Origin of the sequence: Alcanivorax sp. P2S70, assembly GCF_000475295.1 — a bacterium.
Classification (GTDB): Bacteria; Pseudomonadota; Gammaproteobacteria; order Pseudomonadales; family Alcanivoracaceae; genus Alcanivorax; species Alcanivorax profundi.
Window position 1 is genome coordinate 14,785 of the sequence record NZ_AXBZ01000025.1, and the last position, 22,609, is coordinate 37,393.

General features: G+C 59.2%; 21 protein-coding genes. 7 read left to right on the forward strand and 14 right to left on the reverse strand.

The window, feature by feature from the left end; translation table 11 throughout:
* The first annotated feature begins 45 nt into the window (after positions 1 to 45).
* The 4 genes from Q672_RS25990 to Q672_RS26005 are packed head-to-tail and all read left to right on the forward strand — an operon-like array spanning position 46 to position 4,107.
* A complete protein-coding gene (locus Q672_RS25990) occupies positions 46 to 1,560 on the forward strand; it encodes a DUF4331 domain-containing protein (protein WP_022985403.1) in 1,515 nt (504 codons plus the stop codon).
* 12 nt (positions 1,561 to 1,572) lie between these two features.
* Positions 1,573 to 1,821 carry a hypothetical protein gene (locus Q672_RS34220; RefSeq protein WP_022985404.1) on the forward strand — a complete coding sequence of 83 codons (249 nt, stop codon included), beginning with the start codon at positions 1,573 to 1,575 and terminating at the stop codon, positions 1,819 to 1,821.
* Between the two features lie 37 nt (positions 1,822 to 1,858).
* A complete protein-coding gene (locus tag Q672_RS26000) occupies positions 1,859 to 2,992 on the forward strand; it encodes a tetratricopeptide repeat protein (protein ID WP_022985405.1) in 1,134 nt (377 codons plus the stop codon).
* On the forward strand, positions 2,989 to 4,107 hold the full coding sequence (locus tag Q672_RS26005; RefSeq protein WP_022985406.1) for a HupE/UreJ family protein: 1,119 nt from the start codon (positions 2,989 to 2,991) through the stop codon (positions 4,105 to 4,107). The genes Q672_RS26000 and Q672_RS26005 overlap by 4 nt, the downstream gene beginning before the upstream one ends.
* A gap of 317 nt (positions 4,108 to 4,424) precedes the next feature.
* Here Q672_RS26005 and Q672_RS26010 read toward each other — a convergent pair whose 3' ends face one another.
* Positions 4,425 to 5,594, reverse strand: coding sequence for an acetyl-CoA C-acetyltransferase (locus Q672_RS26010; RefSeq protein WP_022985407.1), 1,170 nt, complete (start codon positions 5,592 to 5,594; stop codon positions 4,425 to 4,427).
* A gap of 355 nt (positions 5,595 to 5,949) precedes the next feature.
* Between Q672_RS26010 and Q672_RS26015 the strand changes: the two genes are divergently transcribed.
* Entirely contained in the window at positions 5,950 to 7,095 is a 1,146-nt protein-coding gene (locus tag Q672_RS26015; protein WP_022985408.1) for a lipid A deacylase LpxR family protein, read from the forward strand.
* Here the strand turns inward: Q672_RS26015 and Q672_RS26020 are convergent.
* The 8 genes from Q672_RS26020 to Q672_RS26055 form a co-directional block, all read right to left on the reverse strand.
* The gene (locus Q672_RS26020; protein WP_022985409.1) at positions 7,092 to 7,478 is read right to left on the reverse strand and encodes a sirohydrochlorin chelatase; all 387 of its coding nucleotides are present in this window, start codon (positions 7,476 to 7,478) and stop codon (positions 7,092 to 7,094) included. The genes Q672_RS26015 and Q672_RS26020 overlap by 4 nt on opposite strands.
* Before the next feature lie 20 nt (positions 7,479 to 7,498).
* Positions 7,499 to 8,410: a histone deacetylase family protein gene (locus tag Q672_RS26025; RefSeq protein ID WP_022985410.1), complete on the reverse strand. Its 912-nt coding sequence runs from the start codon at positions 8,408 to 8,410 to the stop codon at positions 7,499 to 7,501.
* A 252-nt stretch (positions 8,411 to 8,662) separates the two neighbouring features.
* Positions 8,663 to 10,021 carry an efflux transporter outer membrane subunit gene (locus tag Q672_RS26030; protein WP_031226468.1) on the reverse strand — a complete coding sequence of 453 codons (1,359 nt, stop codon included), beginning with the start codon at positions 10,019 to 10,021 and terminating at the stop codon, positions 8,663 to 8,665.
* Entirely contained in the window at positions 10,014 to 11,948 is a 1,935-nt protein-coding gene (locus Q672_RS26035; RefSeq protein WP_022985412.1) for a MacB family efflux pump subunit, read from the reverse strand. Before Q672_RS26035 ends, Q672_RS26030 begins: the two co-directional genes overlap by 8 nt.
* Positions 11,948 to 13,111, reverse strand: coding sequence for an efflux RND transporter periplasmic adaptor subunit (locus Q672_RS26040; protein WP_035482149.1), 1,164 nt, complete (start codon positions 13,109 to 13,111; stop codon positions 11,948 to 11,950). Before Q672_RS26040 ends, Q672_RS26035 begins: the two co-directional genes overlap by 1 nt.
* A gap of 138 nt (positions 13,112 to 13,249) precedes the next feature.
* Entirely contained in the window at positions 13,250 to 13,930 is a 681-nt protein-coding gene (locus Q672_RS26045) for a DUF4336 domain-containing protein (RefSeq protein WP_022985414.1), read from the reverse strand.
* 61 nt (positions 13,931 to 13,991) lie between these two features.
* Entirely contained in the window at positions 13,992 to 14,207 is a 216-nt protein-coding gene (locus tag Q672_RS26050) for a DUF3820 family protein (protein ID WP_031226472.1), read from the reverse strand.
* 72 nt (positions 14,208 to 14,279) lie between these two features.
* Positions 14,280 to 14,894 carry a cation transporter gene (locus Q672_RS26055; RefSeq protein WP_022985416.1) on the reverse strand — a complete coding sequence of 205 codons (615 nt, stop codon included), beginning with the start codon at positions 14,892 to 14,894 and terminating at the stop codon, positions 14,280 to 14,282.
* Between the two features lie 186 nt (positions 14,895 to 15,080).
* On the opposite strand from Q672_RS26055, the gene Q672_RS26060 reads away from it, so the two are divergent.
* Positions 15,081 to 15,491: a MerR family transcriptional regulator gene (locus tag Q672_RS26060; RefSeq protein ID WP_022985417.1), complete on the forward strand. Its 411-nt coding sequence runs from the start codon at positions 15,081 to 15,083 to the stop codon at positions 15,489 to 15,491.
* Positions 15,492 to 15,524: 33 nt separating this feature from the next.
* On the opposite strand, the gene Q672_RS26065 is transcribed toward Q672_RS26060, so the two are convergent.
* From Q672_RS26065 to Q672_RS26080, 4 genes are all read right to left on the reverse strand, one after another.
* The gene (locus Q672_RS26065) at positions 15,525 to 16,634 is read right to left on the reverse strand and encodes a DUF1513 domain-containing protein (protein WP_022985418.1); all 1,110 of its coding nucleotides are present in this window, start codon (positions 16,632 to 16,634) and stop codon (positions 15,525 to 15,527) included.
* Between the two features lie 51 nt (positions 16,635 to 16,685).
* Positions 16,686 to 17,708, reverse strand: coding sequence for an imelysin family protein (locus Q672_RS26070; RefSeq protein ID WP_022985419.1), 1,023 nt, complete (start codon positions 17,706 to 17,708; stop codon positions 16,686 to 16,688).
* Positions 17,709 to 17,718: 10 nt separating this feature from the next.
* Positions 17,719 to 19,119 (reverse strand): di-heme oxidoreductase family protein, encoded by a 1,401-nt coding sequence (locus tag Q672_RS26075; protein ID WP_022985420.1) that lies wholly within the window; start codon positions 19,117 to 19,119, stop codon positions 17,719 to 17,721.
* Positions 19,120 to 19,215: 96 nt separating this feature from the next.
* Positions 19,216 to 20,499, reverse strand: a complete 1,284-nt coding sequence (locus Q672_RS26080; protein ID WP_022985421.1) for an imelysin family protein — start codon at positions 20,497 to 20,499, stop codon at positions 19,216 to 19,218.
* Positions 20,500 to 20,754: 255 nt separating this feature from the next.
* Here Q672_RS26080 and nhaD point away from each other — a divergent pair, with 255 nt between their 5' ends.
* Complete coding sequence (gene nhaD, locus Q672_RS26085; RefSeq protein ID WP_022985422.1) at positions 20,755 to 21,984, forward strand: sodium:proton antiporter NhaD; 1,230 nt, start codon at positions 20,755 to 20,757, stop codon at positions 21,982 to 21,984.
* A gap of 33 nt (positions 21,985 to 22,017) precedes the next feature.
* On the opposite strand, the gene Q672_RS26090 is transcribed toward nhaD, so the two are convergent.
* Entirely contained in the window at positions 22,018 to 22,530 is a 513-nt protein-coding gene (locus Q672_RS26090; protein ID WP_022985423.1) for a GNAT family N-acetyltransferase, read from the reverse strand.
* Positions 22,531 to 22,609 lie beyond the last annotated feature (79 nt).

Sequence of the window (22,609 nt, forward strand, 5' to 3'; positions counted from 1 at the left end):
GTCGGGCGTAACTCCCTTCACAACGAATACAAAGGGAGATCCACCATGCAATGCCGCAGTCTTCTCATCCCCGCTGCCTCTACCTTGGCCATGGTGCTGGCGAGCACCAGCGCCCTGGCATCCAGTCATCGGGAAGCGCCTTTCATTACCGGCATGCCCAAAGTTGATGGCACCGATTTCTACATGTTCAACAGCTACGAAGCTGATCGCGAGAATTACGTCACCCTGATCGCCAATTATCTGCCGCTGCAAGATGCCTATGGCGGCCCCAACTACTTTTCCTTGGACGACGAGGCCATCTACGAGATTCACATCGACAACACCGGCAATGCCCAGGAAGACATTACCTTCCAATTCCAGTTCAACACCGAACGCAAAAATCTGGCAGTCGATGTTGGAGGCACCAGCGTACCCGTTCCACTGATCAATATTGGCCAGATTACCGCAGGTAACAATAGCGCCCAGAACGTGCTCGAAACCTATACAGTGAAGATGATTACCGGCGATCGTCGCACCGGCACAGTACAAAATCTCACCGATGCCGGCAGCGGTAGTGAGACATTCGACAAGCCCCTGGACAACATCGGCACCAAATCGCTGCCGGACTATGCCACCTATGCCGACAGCTTTATCCACGAGGTTGCCATCCCGGACTGCCCCATGCCGGGCAAAGTATTTGCGGGTCAACGACAGGAAGGCTTTGTGGTGAACCTCGGGGAAGTATTTGATCTGGTTGCGCTCAATCCACTCGGCGACCGCGATTCCCGAAGCAATACCATTGGCGACAAGAACGTCACCAGTCTGGCGTTGGAAGTACCGGCGTCCTGTCTGACCGGCGAAAACAGCGTTATTGGCGGCTGGACTACCGCAAGTGTACGTCAGGCCACCGTCATTAACCCTTCCCCGAAAGGCACAGACACTACCGCCAGTGCGAATGCCAAAGGGCCGGCCGTGAAGGGTGGCGCCTATACACAGGTGTCACGCCTCGGTAATCCGCTGGTCAATGAGGTCGTTATCGGTCTGCAGGACAAGGACCGTTTCAATGCCAGTGAACCGAAAGATGACGGTCAGTTTGCCACCTATGTGACCAATCCGACGCTGCCTGCACTGGTAGAGATCCTGTTTGGTGTCACGGCTCCTGAGACACCACGTAACGATCTGGTCACGGTCTTCCTGACGGGTGTACCCGGCGTTACCCAGCTGCCCATGGTAACGGCCAGTGAAATACTGCGCCTCAACACTGCCATCCCGGCAACTGCAGCAGGCTCCCAGGTGGATTTGGGCGTAGCAGGTGGAGACTTTGCCGGTTTCCCCAATGGTCGCCGGCCCATTGATGATGTAGTCGATATTGCACTCACCGCTGCCGAAGGGTTCCTGTGTGGTGGCGACGTTAATGGCGCAGATCCGGGCGGCGAGATCGGTAGCTGTGGCACACAAAATAGCCAGGTAAATGGTGGCGCTATTGTGAATGACGGAGCGCTTCCGGACCCGAATGCCTATCTCACCACTTTCCCCTACCTGAACACCCCGCTGCCGGGTGCCAACAACGTGGCCATGTAACTGGAGGACATCATGCGTTTTTTTACCATGACCACCGTACTGCTTTCTGCAATGGCGCTGAGCGCCTGCGGCGGTGACGACAATAATGACCGACCGCCACCGCAAGCGAATGCTGCCATTAACTACACGGCGTTCGTCAAGGTGCAGTTGGCCAATACACGAGATGACCGCGACCCGGTCAACATCAACAACCTGCGGCTTGTGGACCGCGACCAGAACAACCCGGAGGCCTACAACAGTGTTCTGGACTCTCCAAACTAAAAAATGGAATCGGGGGGTGTGCCATCACTACAGAGTGATGGCACCTTTTTTTGTCGTCCTGTTCAGCCTGATTGCCGGGCGGAACTGGGCGGCCCCCTACACCCCATCTTCCAACGACCAGGTTCTGGCTCGACTATCTCCGGCCGAACAAGCGCTGCAGCAATCTTCACCGATCAAAAACCAGGCCAACGCCACAGCGCAGGCACGACAACTGATTGATGAAGCTCGACTCAGGGAGGACTCCCGCTTTCTGGGTTATGCCCAAGCCACATTAAAGCCGTTCCTGACGCCCACCAACTCTGCCGCTACGCAACTGCTGATGGCAGAAATCGAACAGTACCAGCACCATTTTTCCTTGGCTCGAAGCCGACTGAATCGCTTGCTTGAACAACGCCCGGATGAGGGCCAGGCCTGGCTGATGCTTGCCAACCTGGATCGCGTGCAAGGCCACTTCACCTCTTCTCGACAAGCCTGTCAGCAGGCCGCAACTTCTCTCCCTGCCACCAGTGTCATCCTCTGCCTCAGTGGAATCCAGGCAATCACCGGCAACCTGGACAAGGCCGAGCAGACACTGACCCGGCTGGCCAACAGTGATCAGCTTTCAATGACAGATGACGAACGCCAGTGGCTATACACCCTGCTCACTGAAATCGCCGTGCAACAAGGGGATAACGCCTTGGCACTTACCCATGTTCAACAGGCCTTGCAGATAGCTCCACAATCGCCCTACCTGCGTTATTTGCAGAGTGACATTTGGCTTATGCAAGGTGCCAACGCCAAGGTGATTACCGATCTGCTGGACTGGCAGGACAGGGATAACGCCCTGCTACGCCTGGCCATTGCCGCCAAGCGAAGTCGGCATTCTGAAGCTTCAAACTGGCGCAATGCCTATCAGCAACGCGTCGACATGGCCCAACAATCACAAAGACCCATTCATCATCGTGAACACGCCCGTTTTTTACTGTCGGTAACGGAACAGGCTGACGAGGCACTTGAGGCGGCCAGAGCTAACTGGGAAACACAAAGGGAGCTGAGCGATCTGCGCATCCTGCTGGCCAGTGCGGCACTGAGCGAAAATGAAAAATCACTGGATGATGCCTACCGATTTATTCAACGTCACAACATCAACGACGCGCCTTCTCAACACTGGAACGAGAGGGCAACCCGATGAAAGCGATATTATCCCTGATTCTTGCCCTGATCACGATGCAGGCCCTGGCGCATAAACCCAGTGACAGTTACCTGCAACTCGACGCTCGCTCCGACAGCAAACAACTGTCCGGACGTTGGGACATTGCCCTGAGAGATCTGAACCTGCTGATTCCGCTTGATGAGAATCGCGATGCGGTGATCACCTGGGGGGAGTTGCAACGTATGCAGGGCAGTTTGGGCAAAGAGATATTGCCCGCACTCAGTCTGACGGCCTTGCAGGACGACATACGTTATCCGTGCCCATTAACCCTGACCCGTTTGCAGGCCATTGATCATGTGGATGGCACCTATGCGGCCCTGCACTTGCAAGGCCAATGCAGCGCCCCTCCCCAACAGCTGGAAGTCGATTACCAGCTCCTGTTTGAGCGCGACCCGGATCATCATGGCCTTTTGCGTCTGGACCAGGATGGCACCCAACTTACCGCCACCTTTAGCAACCAGCAACGCCGCCAGCAGTTCAACGCAGAACTCACCCCCCTCTGGCCAGCCTTCCAGGGTTTTGTTTATCAGGGGATCCACCACATCCTGATTGGCTATGATCACATTCTGTTTCTGCTGACCCTGTTGTTCCCCGCGGTACTGGTCTGGCAAAGAGGTGGTTGGCAACCGGCTGCCAACATGGGCAGCGCGCTGACTCAAACCCTGGCCATCGTGACGGCCTTCACGCTGACGCATTCACTCACGCTGGGGCTTGCCACTCTGGGTATCATCTCACTGCCTTCATGGCTGGTGGAGTCTGCCATTGCCGCCACCGTTGCCATTGGCGCCGTAGCAAACTTGCTGCCCCGTTACTTCCCCAAACGATGGGTAATGGCGTTTGTCTTTGGTCTGATCCACGGCATGGGTTTCGCCTCGGTTCTTGCGGACCTGGGATTGACCGACAGCGGCATCTTCCTGCCACTTCTGGGCTTTAATCTCGGTGTAGAGCTGGGTCAGGTTGCCATTGTTCTGGTATTTGTTCCCTTGGCGTATCTGATGCGGCAAACGCATTTTTATCAACGCATTTTTGTGCCAGTCGGGTCACTTTCGATCATGTTGCTTGCCGGGGTCTGGCTAGTGGAAAGGCTCAGCTGATGACTTTTCCCCAGCCAGGCACAGTGCTAACGGGTACATTGTGAGTTGCGAGTTGCGAGTTGCGAGTTGCGAGTTGCGAGTTGCGAGTTGCGAGTTGCGAGTTGCGAAGAGCAAAACCCACGAAAACCGAAAGACAAAGATTTTTCTTTTCGCTTTTGATTTTCGCAACTCGAAACTCGAGACTCGCTACCCCCTGCAGACAAAAAAGCCGCCCCGGTTTCCCGGAGCGGCTTTTTATCAGGCGGAACGTCGCGGCACGGAACCAGCGTCAGGACGGCTGACACCAACCTCACACGCGTTTAAACTTTCAACTGACGTTACAGCACTTCAATGATCGTCGCGTTAGCCGTTCCAAGGCCTTCACAGATTGCCAGCAATCCATACTTGCCACCACGACGCTTCAGTTCGTAGATCAGGGTACCCATCAGCTTGGTACCGGTGCCACCCAGCGGGTGACCCAGTGCCTGGGCACCACCGTTCACGTTCAGTTTGTCGTAATCCGCGCCCACCGCTTTCATCCAGGCCAGCGGTACAGAGCCAAACGCTTCGTTCACTTCATACAGATCGATATCGCCAATAGTCATGCCCGCTGCGGCCAGCACTTTTTCGGTAGCAGGGATCGGGCCTTCCAGCACCATGGTCGGATCAGAACCAACTACCGACATGGCGTGAATACGGGCCAGCGGCGTCAGGCCAAATTCTTTCAGGGCTTTCTCGCTGACGATCATCAGCGCAGACGCGCCATCGGTGATCTGGCTGGCATTGGCCGCGCTGATGTAGCCGCCGTCAACCAGCGGATTCAGTGCCTTGATGGCGGCCAGATCCGCTTCCCAACGAATCCCTTCATCTACCACGTGCTCCTCCTGGGAGCCGTCTTCCAGGGTCACGGTGATCGGAATGATCTCGTCCTTGAAACGGCCCGCTTCGGTGGCCGCCGCGCCACGCTTGTGGGAGTCATAGGCGAACTGATCCAGCTCTTCCTTGCTCACGCCGTATTTCTCGGCCATGCGCTCGGCACCGTTGAACTGGCTGAAATGCTCACCCGGGTAACGTTTACTGATTTCCACGCCATCGAACGGAGACCCCATTTCCTTCACGGCCACCGCCGGAGAACCGATCGGCACCTGGCTCATGGATTCCACACCACCGGCGATGATCACATCCTGAGTGCCACTCATGACCGCCTGGGCCGCAAAGTGAATGGCTTGCTGGGAAGAACCGCACTGGCGATCGATAGACACGCCCGGTACGGATTCCGGCAGGCATGAGCTGAGAATAGAGGTGCGAGCCACATTGAAGGTCTGCGGACCGATCTGGCTGACACAACCGTAGATCACGTCGTCTACCTTGTCCGCCGGCAGGCCGGTGCGCTCGATCAGGGCATCGATAACCTTGCCGCCCATGTCCGCCGGGTGAGTCTTGCTTAACCGGCCGTTCTTCTTGCCACCTGCGGTGCGAACCGCCGCTACGATATATGCTTCTGCCACCTGGGGCCTCCTCAATCTCTTGACTGATTACCACGGGAAATATGGGGTGCAGGCTACGATGGGCCTGCCCGCGGCTCAATGACACATTCGCCGGCGGCGGTGAGAATCCGGTCAGGAAATGGCCGCGTCCCGAGTGTTTTCCACCTCTTGTAAAATCTATAAAGTTCGAAAAAATCGATTAAAAGGCTCAGTCTTTCGCGCTTTGTTATCGAACAGTCTGTCACCATTCTTGTCATCTGATTGCATGTACCACGGTACGACGCTGGCAGAACAACAATGCGCACCACCCACAATCGCCCAGCAGTACGTCACGGCAACACGCCGCTTAATGACAGAGAACGGGTGATAACAAACCATGAGGAAAAAACGAAAAAAACCGGCTTTACCCCAAACCTGCGCAGCTCTGCTGACCGCCGCGGCCCTGCTGATCCCCGTCACCGCAGATGCCGGAGAGCAGCCGCCATCACTGAGATTGGCCATGGTCGGCAACCCCGCCCACGCCCCCTATCGTCAACCCGTCTCCCAGACCGCGACTGACAGCGAAGAAAACACCGGAAGCTGGTCCTTCACACTGGATAACGATGCCCTGGTCCCCGGCAGCCGCGACCAGGATTACACCTACGGTTTGAGCGTCGCCGCCACCGGCACCAAGGCCCGGGATTTTGCCTTGTCTCTGGATACACCGCTGGGCTGGATAGACCGCGGCATTGGCGTCGATGGCATTGGTAACACCAGTGAGCTTGGCCACAGCTTTGAAGCCGGCCTGTTCGGCTTTACGCCCGAAGACAAGGGCATCGCTGCTCCACAATATGACGACCGTCCGTATGCCAGCCTGTTATATGCTTCCAGCAGCCGCATTCAGGTCAATCCGCAAGACAAGGTCGCCTGGCACAGCACCCTGACCGTCGGTGCCCTGGGACTGGATCTGGCCGGCAATCTGCAAAACAGTTTCCACAAGGCCATCGGCAGTGAACATGCTGAAGGCTGGAACCACCAGATCAGTGACGGTGGCGAACCCACCGCCCGCTATTCACTGGCGCGTCAGAAAACGCTGCCTGTCTCCACTGATAACCTGGAAGTCAAAAGCACCGTTGAAGGGTCTGTCGGCTATATCACCGAAGCGCGCTGGAGCCTCAGCTTTCGCGCCGGAAAATTGCGTGCCCCATGGTGGCAAAGCAACCCGGAGCTGGCCCGCTATGGCGAGCGCAACAGTGCCAATTCCATGGAACAAGGCAGCGAGCATTATCTGTGGGGCGGCATTTCCCTGGTGGGTCGCGCCTACAATGTGTTTCTGCAGGGGCAATTCCGCGACAGCGATGTGAGCTACGATAGCGACGAGATCAACCACGCCATTGCCGAAGCCTGGCTGGGGTACACCTGGGGTTTTGGCGATGGCTATCGCCTGAGTTATGTCTTGCGTGGCCACACTTCAGAACTTAAGGAAGGGGTAGGCGACCGTAATGTTCTGTGGGGCGGGCTGGTGTTCGCCAAGTCATTCTAGTCGCCAGACTGCGCCACAATATGGCTCAACACCAGCGGCGCCAACCCCTTGGCGTTGCCGAAGTAATCCAGCAACTCGATGGACAGTTCCGGGAACCGCGCCCGGGCATCCTCGATCTGGGCGGGAATGTCCCGGCCCACATGCTTGCCCTTGTTGAAGAACAAGGGGTACAACTGCACATGTGTCACCGGCTGGTGCTCCAGTTGCTGGATTGCCTCGATCAGGGAAGGAAACGCCAGCTCTAGAAAACAGGGCAGCACGGCCACATATTCCTCGCCGGCGGCGTGGGCGGATTCTGCCACCGTCTCCACCAACGCGCGAAATTCGTCGTTGGCGGTATCACTGCGGCTACCATGGGCCATGATCAACAGTGCTTTGGACATGAGAACTCCTTGAGTGGCGACTACGGGGACAAGGCCGCTATTGTGGCCGCTTCCTCAATCACGATGGCGTGACGGCGCGCCAGCGCATCACGGTCATCATCGTAGCCGCCACCTATCACCGTCGCCACCGGAATATGCCGGCGGCGACAACGCTCGATGACACCGCGGTCCCGGTCAGCGATGCCCTGTTCGGAAACAGCCAGACGCCCCAGCGGATCCTGCGCATAAATATCCACCCCGGCATCATAGAACACCAGATCCGGCTGCAGCTGATCCAGCAACCGCTCCAGGGTATCGAACACCACATCAAGATAATCGCCATCAGTCATTCCCGGCGGCAACCCCACATCCAGATCACTGTGCATTTTTCTGACCGGAAAATTTTTCTCGCAATGAATCGAGCAGGTAAATGCCCGCGGCTCTTGCGCCAGCATGGCTGCCGTGCCGTCGCCCTGATGCACATCGCAATCAAACAACAGCACGGTTTCCACAGCCCCCCGGGCAAGCAATTGCTGCACCGCAAAGGCTTGGTCATTGAAGATGCAGAAACCGGAACCGAAATCGTAATGGGCATGGTGAGTGCCTCCGGCCAGGTGACACGCGAGACCATGCTGGAGGGCCAGCTGCGCCGTCATCAGGGTGCCCATGGGCGCAATGCAGGTGCGCTTCATCAACCCCTCGCTCCACGGCAAGCCCATGCGCCGTAATGCCTTGCTCTCCAGCGTGCCATTCACCATGGCCGACACATACTGTGGACAATGGGCCTGACTTAACAACGCAGGCTTTGCCCGGCCGGGACGAAATTCATTGTCGCCACGGGCAATCCCCTTGCTGCGCAGATACCCCTGCAGCAGGGAAAATTTTTCCATGGGAAAACGGTGTTTGCCGGGAAAAGGGAAACTGTAGTCGGGGTGATACACCAAAGGAAGCACGGGCTATCCGGGAACGCAGAAAGAGTCCCATATTCTGTCGATTCGAGCTGCCACCGGCAAACCGTATCAAAGAAAGACAGAGGGCACAGAATTTCACCTTCCCCGGTGATCTCTGTGCCCTCTTGGGTGAGGAAATCGCAGAATACCCCTCAGGATTCCTCCGCGGCCCGGCCACCTTCCAGGGAGCATCCCTTCCCTTCGAGACAAGACACAACTGCTGAACGCTTCAGGCCACGCTGAGTACGCAAGGAGTTATTCAGAGGCTCCCAGCACCCGGTACAGCGTGACGCGGGACTGGTACTGGTTATAAATCAGTTCCAGGCTGTTCTGGCGGGCATTGTTGAAACTGCTCTGCGCACTGAGCACATCGGTGAGTTCGGTTTCACCTTCCTGATAGCGCACCTGCGCCACCCGGTAGGCTTCCTCCGCCTGGGTGTAGGCTTCCTCGCGATACTGCTGCTGATCGGCCAGCGCCTGCACATTGCTCAGGGACTGCTCCACTTCCTGCAGAGCCACCAGCAAGGTACCGGTGTAGCTTGCCACCTGCTCCTCCCAGGCGGCCTTGCTCTGGTCGATCCGGGCACCGCGGGCGCCACCGTCGAACAGGGTCTGGGCCAGCGAGACACCCAGGCTGTACACCGCATCACCGTTAAACAGTGACGACAGGGCGCTGCTGGCATAGCCGCCGCTACCGGTCAGGGTAATGGAGGGCCAGTAATCAGCCCGGGCCGCAGCCACGGAATAATCCGCAGCCATCAGCTGCGCCTGGGCTTGAGCAATATCCGGCCGCTGGGCGAGCACCTGATCCGGCAAGCCAGCCTGAATCTCGGGCAGCTGCAAACCGTCCAGGGTGCCACCCCCCACCTGAAATACCTGGGGCATTTCCCCCACCAGCACGGCCAGGGCATACCGGCTCTGCCGTAACTGGTGACGCAGGGACGGCAGCTGCGCCTTGGCGTTGGCCACCACCGTTTTCTGCTGGGCCAGGTCCTGCGGCGAGACCGCACCGTTTTCGACTTTGGACTCGACCACATCAAGCACCTGCTGGGCGAGCTTCAGGTTTTCTTCAGACAGGGCCAGGTTGTCTTGCAGGTACAACACCTGCAGATAGGTATTCACCACGCTGGCGATCACCGTGAGTTGCACCGTATCGCGACTGAACTGACTGGCCAGCAAAGAGGCTCGCGCCGCATCCCGGCTGTTGCGAATCTGCCCCCAAAGGTCCAGCTCGTAACTGGCATTCAGCGACGCGTTGTAATTGTCCGTGCTGCCGCTTTCGCCGAACACGCCACTGCGTCCACCACCTGCACTCAGGCCCAACGAAGGAAACAGGGCAGCACCTGCCTGGGTCAGTTGCGCATCAGCCTGCTCGACCCGTGCGGCCGCAGCCAACAAATCGGTATTGGCAGCCAGCGCCTGGCCCACAAGCAGGTTCAGTTCCTGGCTGTTGAACTGCTGCCACCACTGCGGATGGTTGATCATCGCCTCACTGTCTTGCTGCTGGTTGAGCCATTGTTCCGGCATGGCTTGCTCCGGTGCGTCAAGGCCGGATGTCATGGCACAGCCGGACAGCACCGCCACACACATCACACATATCATTTTCTTAATCATTACTGAGCGCCTCCACAGGATTCAGGCGCGCGGCCTTCAAGGCGGGAGCAAAACCGAACAGCAGACCAATGCCCGCTGCACACACAAAAGACGCCACCATCACCGGGACGGAAAACACAATCGCCATGCCCAACCATTCCAGCAACGAACCGACGAGAATACCAACCACCACACCGACCACACCTCCCAGCGCGGACACCACCACGGACTCGGTCAGAAATTGCTGGAGAATGTTTCGCTGCCGTGCGCCCGTCGCCATGCGAATACCGATTTCATGAATTCGCTCGGTAACGCTGACCAGCATGATATTCATCACCCCGATCCCGCCCACCAGCAAGGAAATGGCGGCAATCGAGCCGAGCAACAGGGTCAGGGTGTTCTGGGTTTCCGACACCATGTCCAACAGCGAGGCCATGTTGAAAACACGCACATCCTCGCGCCCGTGGCGGGCGGTCAGCAAGGCCACCGCGGCCTTTTCGGTGGCATCAATTTGCGAGACATCCTGCACCGCCAATGTGATGGAGCGCAGATAGTTTTGTCCAAACAGCCTGAGGGTGCCGGTAGAGAGCGGCACGATAACCACATCGTCCTGATCATCCCCCCAGTCGGTTGCTCCTTGGCTGCCCATCACCCCGATGACCTGAAAGGGAATACTGTTAAGCATCAAGAACTGGCCAAGCGGATCGCTATCGGGAAACAGATTGGCCTTTACGGTTTGCCCGATCACCGCCACCGGGGCATAACTGTTCATGTCCTGCTGGCCAAAGAAAATCCCCGACACCGGGTGCCAGTCTCGCAGCGACGGAAAATCTTCGCTGACGGCCTGCACACTGGTAGAGACATCCTTGCTGTTGGCACGAGCGGTCACGTTACCGGAAATCTCAGGTACTGCAGTGCGAATGTTCGGTAACTTTTTCAGCGCCTCGGCATCCTCTGGTACCAGTGTCGCAATCACGCCGTCGGCGACCCGTTGCTGGCCCCGGTCAGGTCGGATCACCAACAGGTTGGTGCCACGGTCATTGATGCGGGCGACCACGTCCTGCTTGGCGCCTTCGCCGATCGCCAGCATCACCACCACCGCGCCAACACCAATCACGATACCGAGCAAGGTCAGCACGGTGCGCATCCAGTTGGCCCGCAACGAACGCAATGCCATGATCACCGCTTCCAGCACTTCGCCCAGGTCGGGCAATGCCGACTGGCGCGGCGGGCGGGATACCGGCTGGGCACGATCCTGCTGATGGGGTTGATGACGGGTGTCGTTGATCACATCACCATCATGAATTTCCACCACCCGGTCAGCGTGGGACGCCACTTTGGCATCGTGGGTAATCACGATCACCGTATGGCCCTGCTCGGCCAGGCTGCGCAGCTGTGCCATGACAGCGTCACCGCTGACACTGTCCAGTGCCCCGGTGGGTTCATCGGCCAGAATCACCTTGCCGCCATTCATCAAGGCACGGGCGATAGAGACCCGTTGCTGCTGACCACCGGATAACTGGTTCGGGCGATTTTCCAGACGCTCTTCCAGTCCAAGGCTGGTCAGCAATGCCTGCGCACGCTGCTTGCGCTCTTCGCGGGACACCCCGGCATAAATGGCCGGCAGCGCCACGTTTTCCCAGGCACTGGCCGTTCCGATCAGGTGATAACTCTGGAACACGAAGCCAAACATTTCCCGGCGCAACCAGGCCAGCTGTTCGTGATCCATGGCCGTGACCGCCTGGCCGGCAAAACGGTACTCGCCGTCACTAGGCTGATCAAGGCAACCCAGAATGTGCATCAGGGTAGACTTGCCTGACCCGGAGCTGCCCATGATGGCTACAAATTCCCCGGCCTCGATGGCCAGATCAATGCCGTGCAATACCTCCACATCCTGCTCCCCCGCGGGGTAGCGCTTGCGGATATTGCGCAGTTCAATCAACGCCATCAGAACAGTCCCCGACGGCGCGGGCGGTCATTGTCTTTCGACGGCTCCATGGCCGGACCTGCCGCCCCCAGCACCACGGTGTCACCCTCTTCCAGTCCCTCGTTGATGACGATGCGCACGCGGTTATTGATACCCGCCTGTACCGGTTGATCCTGTGGCTCACCCTTGCCATCGAGCACCTGGACTTTCCACTGCCCGCGCCCGGAACGCTTGACCGCTGCCACCGGCAGACTCAACACATTTTCCGCCGCATTCACCACGAAGAAGACCTGAGCGGTCATACCGGACATGAGCTGAGCCTGCTCATTACCCACATCAAACTCCGCGGTGTACAGCACCACATTGTTGACCACTTCCGGGGTCGGCAATACTTGCCGCAACTCGCTGTCATAGCGCTGGCGATTATTCCCCAGGGTATTGAAGTACACCGGCATGCCTGCCCGAAGGCGATGCACATCAGCCTCTGACACCTGGGTGGAAATAGTCATGGTAGAAAGATCGGCAATCCGCATCAGCGTGGGCGTGGTCTGGTTGGCGTTCAGGGTCTGACCTTCGCGGGCCTCCATGCTCACCACCGTGCCACTGCGCGGAGCGTAGATTCTGGCGTACCCCAGATTCGCCTGATCCCCTTCCACACTGGCCTGTTTCTGGCGCAGCTGGGCCTGGAGCACTTTGATTTGCGCCTCGGTCACCAGCAGGGCCGAGCGAGCACTCTGAAATGCATCGTCGCTGGTGGCATCAGCACCACGCAGGCGCTGCTGGCGTTGATACTGTAATCGCGCCAGTTCCAGTTCCGCCTGACGCTGCTCGAGCTGTGCCTGCAAGGATTCCATTTCCGCCAGCCCGGCATCCACTTTGGTCTGCTGCACCGAGGCATCCAGCTCCGCCAGCAACTGCCCCTCTTCGACAGTCTCCCCGACCTCCACATGCAAGCGAGTAAGCTGGCCAGACACCTGAGCCCCCACATCCACGTAATCTTTGGGCTCGAGTGTTCCCAGTGCGGTCACCAGCTCCTCCACATCCCCCCGCTCGACAGTGGCCATTTGCCACTGCCTGTCAGGCGATGACGCCGATCCCCAGCGCCATGCCATGACCAGCAACAGCACAATTAGAATCAGCGATATAACAGCCGTTTTCCGGTAACGGCGAATCCAGACAGCCATGACATTTCCACACCATTAATGATGGAGGAAACGATAGACCGCAAAGGTGCAAGAAATGTGGAGAGAGAGTGCAAGCCAGAGGCTGGAAAGAAAGAAAGGCGACCGCTCCTGAGAGCGGTCGCTGTGCGTCAGTGCGAGCTACAACAGCCAGCGTAGACCCAGATACAGCGCGTTGCGGGCATGCTCGGTAATCACCTCCCCGTGGGAGAGACACAACCGCTCCGTCGGCCAGTCCAGAATGCGAGTGACACTGGCTCGCGCCTTTTTGCGGTTCAGATACACCAGCCGCAGCAGCGGGTGCCAACCCGGCTTTTTCCACAACCCACCCAGTTTCAGGTACCAGCGGGTCACGCCATGGTCACATTGCTGGAAGTTTTCGATCAGGTCCGCCGCGATCAAAGTCCGGCTGGCCACATGGAAAAACACTGTCTCGTGAATCATCGAGCCGTCGATAAAGACCAGCTCAAAATCCTGGCCCCAGTCCGGGTGTGGCGTTTCAGACAGGGTCGCATCAAAGGTCAGGTCCTTGCGCTTACTGACCAGCTTCGCCGGGCCATGCAACAGCGCCTGCGGATAACGGGCTTTCACCTCACCCGCATAAACATGATGGAACAGGTTAGGGCAAACGATGTGGGTCACGTCGCCCAGTGCCGCCAGCTCCTCTGCGAGGGCATCATCTACCGGAATGGGGGAATGCAGCAGCAAACCGCCAGAAGACAGTTTCACCACCGTCATGCGCGCGCCGACATGAAGCCCCATGAAGGCATGAGGAACTGCAACGTGCCAGACAGACTCGGTAAGCGGTTGCAATCGGGACATGCTTTTTTCCTTTTAAAAAATAGGGACACACTGGCACTAACGCCGCAGCGACTGGAGCCTATCAGGCGCGCAGCGGATCCAGCAGTTTTTCCGTGCCATCCATTTTCAGCATCAAGGCCAACGCCATGTAACGCCCCAGTTCGCCCTTCGGAAAACCCTTGTCGGCAAACCACAGCAGGTAAGGCTCGGGCAGGTCGATCAGTACCCGCCCCTGATATTTGCCAAAGGGCATGGTGCGCTCAACCAGCGCTTTCAAGTCTTCGTGTTTCAAATCCATAACTGCGGTGCCGGTAAAACATAAGGTTAGCACCATACGCTGGCGTCCTCGTGGACACCAGCCGCCCCGCTGTCAGCAGGCGCGATGCGGCACGGCCTCGCGATTTGCCTGCCGCAAGATCGACACTGCACTGTGGGTAAACAGGGCCGCAATCACCCCTGCCACCAACAGGTCCGGCCAGCGACTGTCCGCCCAAATCACCAGGCTGCCAGACGCCAGCACCGCCAGATTGGCGATGGCATCATTGCGTGAGCACAGCCAGGCCGAGCGGATATTGGCATCCCCCTGCCGGTGACGCAGCAGCAACACCGCGCTGACCACATTGGCCACCAGCGCCAGCGCCGCAACGCCCATCATGGTTTCGCCCACTGGCTCACTGCCCTGCACCAGCGCCCAACCACTGTTGGCCAGCACCAGTACGCCCATGACCAGCAGGGACCAGCCCTTGATCCGCGCCGCCCGTAACCGCCAGGTGAGCGACTGGCCCAATGCCCACAGGGTCAGGCCATAGGTGCTGGCATCACCGAGAAAGTCCAGCGCATCGGCCTGCAAAGCCCGGGAATCCGCCAATACCCCGGTGGTGGCTTCCACCCCGAACATTACCGCATTGATCCATAGCACAACCCACAACACCCGACGGTATGCGGGGGCCTGGGGGGCGCTCAGATCGGTATCGCAACATGCCATGCCTGTCTCCTTGTTCTGATTCACTCTGCCCCCATTAAAAAAGCTATAGTGACTACAGGTTCAAGGCTTTTCTTTGGTTCATCGCGGGCGAGAAGAAAGGAAAGTGGCCAGTTTGAAAGTCTGACGTCTGACAACCAGCTTTTCCTAATCCGCGACGCACCTTTTCATTGTCCTGCTGGAGGCAGCATGAGCACCCTGTTTTCCATTGGCACCCTGAGCAAGGTCACCGGCTGCAAGGTGGAAACCATTCGCTATTACGAGAAGATCGGGCTGATGCCAGAGCCGGCACGCAGCGAAGGGGGGCAGCGACGCTATCAACCGCGTCACCGGGAACGGCTGGGCTTTATCCGCCACAGCCGGGAGCTCGGCTTTACCCTGGACGATATTCGCGAACTACTGGCACTGAGCGAACAGCATGGCCATGCCGATGCCATTGCCCGCCGCCACCGCCAGGCCGTGGAGCAACGCATTCGCGCCCTCTGCGCCCTGCGCGATGAACTGGACCGCATGATTGAAGCATGCGCCCACGGCCATCAGGGGGAATGCCGCGTGATTGAAGTCTTGAGCGATCACAACGAGTGTGCGGGCGAACACTGACTCCGCCAGCCTCACCACAAAAAGGCGGCGACGTCAGCTGAGCCACAGGTGGTTGTCCCACCAGCCGCTGGGCAAATCCAGCCATTCACTGGTCACGCTTCCCCCCCGGCAATCAAAGTGGCGGCAGCACCCCTGCCCGGAGGTCACGGCAAAGCCGCTGGGCACCACCCCGACCCCGGCACAATCCGACATGGGGGTATCCACCACCGTCTCTGCGGTATCCAGATCCCAGACAAAGAACCGGTTCCCCCGGGGGGCCGTCATGGCCACCAACCGTTGTTCGCTGTGGATGGCAATACTCGCGGTGTACTGATTCATCATGGCCAACTGTTCTGTTGCCACCGGGAAGGTCTGGTAGGGCTGTCCCGGACGTTTGATCGCCAGCAAGGGCACACTGTCCCAGGCCGGGCCCTGGTACTGCTGGCCGGAGACCACCGTGCCATCATCGGCCACAGCCAGGTGACGAATGCTGTTTTGGCGATGTTCAGGGGTTTCCTTGCTGAACCGTTCGCCGTGGCGATCCATGATCACCAGGCTGGGCGCCATGGCATCCAGGTTCATTTTCTCGCGGCTGTCGCTTTCGGTACGGATACCGCCGTTGGCAATGACCAGCGACTCCCCATCCGGCATCCATTTCAACTGGTGCGGCCCCACCCCATGGGTGGGCACCTCGCCATCACGGACCAGCCGCAGAGCGTCCAGATCCAGCCGGTAGCGGCCCAGCACTCCGCGGCCGGGGTCGCTCAGATCATTCTCGGTGGCATACAGCCACTCGCCTTGCCGGTGAAACACTGCATGGCCATAAAAGTGCCGCTGCGGTTCGCTGTGCAGGGTCTGCACCAGAGTCCCGTCACGCAGGTCGATCAGATAACTTTCCCGAGAGGGACGGCGACCCACAAACAGGGCCAGCGGCAAAAACGGATGGCGGGTAATGTCATGGCAACGCTCGTGCACCGGCGTGGCGAACGCTTGCTTGCCATCGAGAAAATAGCCCGCGCAATAATGCTGACCGGCATCATCATTGCGTGCCGACAGCAGCAACGGCGACTGCCCTCGACCCTGCCAGAACGCCCAGCCCCCCACGGCAGCCACCCCGGCCAGTGCCGCCCCGGCGCTCAATAATGTTCGTCGTGTCAGTGGCATGACTCTCTCCCGCCTGGCCCATGGAACCGCACCGAAAAACGTGGAGCGGAATCAATCTCCGTCGTTGGCGTTAAAGCCGATCTGGATACCCAGATCACTGGCCAGCTCGGCCTGTTGCAGGGTTTCCAGGGTATCCAGACTGCGATACAGGTCCTGGAGTAACGGCTGATTGGCCGGATCCTGTACCAGCTCGAACAACGGCGCCGGCAATGCCTCCAACTTGTCGCGGGTCTCGGCATAGGCTTGATCGATCTTGCCTGCCAGCTCGCCATCACTGACCAGTGAGCGCACCCGCTCCCACACGGCCTGGGCTCCTGCCAAAGAGGCCTGCAGGCTGGCCACCGATTGCCGGCTGCGCCAGGCCTCCGCCTGATACGGCTGGGCCACCCCCTGATTCAGGCGCCCCATGGGGGTGCCCAGTTTTTTCTTGAGCACATCCACACCGGTGATCTGCACGCGTAACACACCGCCCAGAGCGTCTTCAGCGCTGGCGTAACGGTCATTGGGGAAATCCGTTAGCTGGGCCAGCATGCCACCGGCCTCCTCCCACAGTGCCATCACCTCGCCGGACAAGCCCTGCTGGTGATGGGCAATGCCCATCAGCATCGGGCAATAGCGTGCCTTGTCCGCCTGCAGTTCCACGCTGTCATCAAACAGCACGTATTCAAATGCGGTAAGCCCTTGCACCACCACACTGGCGCCATCAAGCGCCTGCTGGGTGAGCGGATCATGACTGTCGAGCAAGGCCTCAGCCTGCTGCGCAACCATGTTGCGTTTGTCCGGGTAGAACTGCACCTGCCAGCTACGATTGCCTTCTGACAGCGGCCCCACCATCAGCGGCTGCAGGTAAGACCAGCCCTGCTGACTGGCCATAAACGCCTGCGCCACTGAGGTACGCTCAGCGTCGCCCTCACAGAACCCCTTCACCGCCTGAACCAGTGCAGCATTACGGTCATGCCACTGCTGATGGGCAGGGAGCAATACTTGCTGCGCCAGCTGGCTGGTCACTTCCTGTCGGGGGTTGCTGCACGCCGCCAGCAGGACGACACAGCCAAGTACAATCGCACTACGCATGATCCACTCCTTACAACGAATTCAGGAATGCCAGCAGCGCGGCACGCTGCTCGGCATCAAAGCTCAGCACCTGGTCCCGGGATGCGGCCGCTTCTCCGTCATGCCACAGAATCGCTTCCATCAGGTTGCGGGCACGGCCGTCATGCAGCAGCTGGGTATGCCCGTTGACCGCCTCGGTAAGGCCGATCCCCCACAGCGGCGGGGTGCGCCATTCCTGGCCATTGGCCAGGAACTCCGGGCGACCATCCGCCAGCCCCGGCCCCATGTCATGAAGCAGCAGGTCGGTGTAGGGGCGAATGGTCTGGTTGGCCAGCTCCGGCTCGGCGGCCTCTGCGGCGGTGGTGTAGCTGGGCACGTGACAGCCCTGGCAATTAGCCTGGAAGAACAGGGTCTTGCCCGCCAGCACCTGCGGATCCCCCACATTACGGCGGGCAGGCACGGCCAGGTTACGGGTATAGAAGGTCACGTTGTCGAGAATGCTGTCGCTCACCTCTGGCACGCCGCCATGAGGCAGGGCCAGGCATTCGGTCTGGCTGGGAGCGCAGGAATCCGTGGGCACCAGATGGCTGGTCAGCCCCATGTCGTTGGCAAAGGCTTCCGCATTCTGCTGGCGCAGGCTGGGCTGGCCGGCCTTCCAGCCAAAGCGGCCGATGCGGGTGGTTTCAGTGGCCCGATCCCAGACCAGATTAGCGCGGCCACTGATGCCATCGCCATCGTCATCCTCAGGATCGGCATGGGCCAGCAGGTCTTTGTCACTGATCGATTCCAGCAGCCCCAGTCCAATCACCGGTGGCGCGATACGGGCGGAAAACAAGGTAGCGGGATGCATCTCGCCGTAGGCCAGATTGCTGAACGTCAGCTTCGGCTTGCGCAGCGATACTTCATGGCCGTCCGCAAACGTCATCACCACCGGCTCATAGTCCACCCGCACCCGACCTTCCGGTTCGATGCCGGGAATCGCCGCATCCTGGAACTGGCCGCCATAGTGAGGCTCGGGCAGCAACCCACTCTGGGTCAGATCATCTGCCTCACCGGCCGGCACCGACAAGCGCACCAGCATCGACACCGCCTGCTTCGCGTCCGGCCCCGGCGGGTGGCCGCGGCCATCCTTGATATGGCAGTTCTGGCAGGCGTTGGTGTTAAACAGCGGCCCCAGGCCATCACGGGCATCGGTGGAGGCCGGTGCGATCACCCACGGGTTACGGAAGAAGCTGTTGCCCACACTGAAATCCAGCCGGCGGGACGGAGACAGGTTCGCCAGCGGCAACGAAAAGGCGTTGTGGTCGGTCTTGGTGACCGTGGCCTCCCCCGCTGACAGGTGTTCGCCTGGTTCAGCCTCGGTAAAGGTGGGGCCGGAATCGCAGGCGGCCAACAGGGCGATCAGGGGCAAGGTGGGCAGCAGATAACGCAAGACACTCTTCCTTCAGGAACCAGGGGATCAGGCGGCCACAGCAAAGCGCCGCCCAAGGGGCGGCGCCATCTTACCAGATCTTAAAGAGAATCGTTTTCAGAACTCGTGATCGGCCGTGTCCGGGTTCAACGCCTGAATGTTTAACACCAGCGCAGCCTTTTCAATGCCCGTGGTCTGGGTTACCAGGGAATCGATAGCCGCGTTCACAGTGGCAGCGCCTTGCGCATTACCCGGTGCAATCAGCTGATCGAAGTGAACGCCAGTGTTGGCACTGTCCACCAGAGCCTGGAGGGCCGCTTCACTGGCCTCAAAAGCCTGCTTCAGCTGACTGTCCACCGCCGGGTCATTGGCGGCGACCAGATCGCTCAGAGAGGGCCCGCTGAGGGTCTCTCCATTGACCTGCTGATACTCCCCCAGATACACGTTCTGGATGCCCTTGCCATTATAGAAGTGCGAAAAGTGGGTGTTGTCACTGAAACAATCGTGCTCGTCTTCCGGGGAGTGTGCCGCCAGCGCCACCTTCATGCGCTCACCCGCCAGCTCGCCCAGAGACAGGCTACCCATGCCGAACAGCATTTTGCGCAGGCCGTTTTCCGGGGTGTCCGCCAGCAATTCGGCGCGATAGTTTTCCTGTTCCGGCTGCCATACGGCCACCATGGTTTCCAGGTCGCTGATCAGCAGATCCGTCACCACCTGAAGGTAGGCACGGCGACGCTCGTTATTGCCACCGGTCGCTTCCTCGCCCAGCGCGAAGTCCGTGGCCGGACGCTCGCCCGCCCCTGCCTCGGTACCGTTCAGGTCCTGGCCCCAAAGCAAAAACTCGATGGCGTGGTAACCGGTGGCCACATTGGCCTCGGAACCGCCCAGCTCATTCAGGCTGGCCAGCAGGTCAGCATTCAGGTCGGTCAGATCCAGGCGCTGCTCACCAATGGTCAGCGACTCACTGGCAATGATATTGGCGCGGGCACCAGGGTTGCCCATCACCGCCTGATAGCTGTCGTCCACATAATCAATCAGCCCTTCATCCAGCGGCCAGGCATTTACCTGCCCTTCCCACTCATCCACCACGCTATTGCCGAAACGAAAGACCTCGGTCTGCATGTAGGGGACCCGGGCATCACGCCAGGCGGCCCGGGCTGCGGCCAGATTCTCTTCGTCCGGAGAGTCCAGCAGGGTGTTGATAGTCGCCTGCAATTCGCGGGCTTGCGCCAGGGCATCGCTGTAACCAGCCAGCGCCAGGTCCGCATAATGGCTGATCACGTCCCGAGCCTGGGCCGCTTCATACGGGGCAGCCTTTTCTTCCACCTTGGGCTCATCGCTACAGGCAGACAGGAACAGGGAGGACAGCATCAGCCCCCCGGCGGCAACACGGGTCAACATAGAAATTCCTCAGTATGCGTGAACAGCAAAACGGGCCTTGAGCCCCCAACAGGGGCACATAATGCGAATTATTCTCATTGATTGAAAGAGGCAACGACGAAAAAATGCGCACTGCCACGCAACCAGAGGCCACTTTCATGGCAGGATTCGGGCCTATACAGGGAGTATTTTAGTGAACTGCATTCACAAACACCCTAGAATGGCGCCGCGCTCCCCCTGCTGCCCTGCAGCCCATTACCTTGCGAGACGCCCCTCATGACCACCCTTCTGCTGATCCTGGTGGCGCTGGGCTTTGTGTCCATCGTCATCGAAGATATCGTCCATATCGACAAGGCCAAAACCACACTGTTCTTCGGTTCCTTTGCCTGGCTGCTGTTTTTTATCGCCCCGCCCGGCCACCTGAGCCATGAAGCACTGATGGAAAGCCTCAACGAAAACCTGCTGGATATCGCCACCTTGTGGCTGTTCCTGATGGCCGCCATGACGTTTGTGGCCTACCTGTCCGGCAAGGGCATCATCGACAGCATCGTCAATAAACTGCTGCCCTCGCGCATCAGTGAACGCAAACTGATGCTGCTTACCGGTCTGTTTGCATTCCTGTTCTCGTCCATGGCCGACAACATTACCGCCACGCTGGTGTGTATCGCCGTGCTCATGAACCTGAACCTGTCGGCCAAAAAGCTGCTGCGCTACATTGTGCTGGTGGTGTTCTCGGTGAATGCCGGTGGTACCGCGCTGATCACCGGCGACGTCACCACCCTGATGATCTTTCTGGCGGGCAAGGTGGAAATTCCCGACTTGCTGATGCTGAGCCTGCCCGCCGCCGGTGCCGTGGCGGTCCTGGCGGTGATGCTGTCTTTTGGTCTCAGCGGTGACGTGCAGATCGAAAAGCAGAGCACCGTCATCGATCGCGGCGACAAGGTCATCGCGCTGCTGTTTTTCGCCACCATTCTTGGCACCATTGCCGCCAATGTGGCCTTCGGTATTCCACCGGTACTGTGCTTCCTGTTTGGCCTGTCACTGATGTTCATGGTGGTGCAGTTCATGAACAAGGATGAGCCGATACTGGAATACATCCGCAAGATCGAATTCGACACCCTGCTGTTCTTCCTCGGGGTACTGCTGCTGGTGGGAATGCTCAAGGAACTCGGCATGCTGGCCTACTTCCCGGCGCTGTACGACGTAATGCCCCCCGTGGCAGCCAACTTCTTAGTCGGGCTGGCGTCGGCACTGTTCGACAACGTGCCACTGACGGCTGCATTACTGAATTCAGGGATAGAAATGACCCTGCCGGAATGGCTGTCACTGACCTATTCCGTCGGCGTGGGCGGCGCCCTGCTGGTGATCGGTTCTGCCGCCGGGGTGATTGCCATGAGCAAAGTTGAAGCGCTGACATTCGCCAGCTATCTGCGTTATTTCGGCTACCTGCTGGTGGCCTATAGTGTGGGCTTCTTTGCGGTGCTGGGGCTGGGTTCGTTGGTGTAACCGGGCCGGCGGGAACACCTCCGCGGCTGCCGCTCAGGCGTTGAAGGCCGGATGGTAATGCACGTCTGCATCCGGCCATTCACCGCTTAACAGCAACGCCTGAAAATACTCGGCAGGCACACCGGGCAAACGCACCAGGGGGGTCGCGACAAAGCCGAAGCGCTTGTACCAGTTGGGGTCTCCCAACAGCACACAGCCCTTCGCTCCCCGCGCCTTGAGTTGCTCCAGTCCCGCCAGCACCAGTTCGCTGCCGATCCCTTCGCCTTGCCGAGAAGGCAACACCGACACGGGCCCCAGACCAAACCAGCCCGACGCGCCATCCGACAGGGTAACCGGGGAAAAAGCGATATGCCCGACCCGTTCATCCCCGGCATGCGCCACCAGCGACAGGGTCAGGGCTTGCTGGTCCCGCAGGGCATCAACAATCAAGGGCTCACGCTGGTCACTGTAGGGCACGTTTTCAAACGCCTGCGCCGTCAGCGAATGGATGGCAGCCACATCATCTGCCACCTCGGCCTGCACCGTAATCCCGGTCGAGGAAGTCATGCATTTCCTGCAAATAAGGACAGCGCCCGAGCCCTGAGGATCAGGACATCAGACGCGTCAAAAAAGTATCGACGAGAGG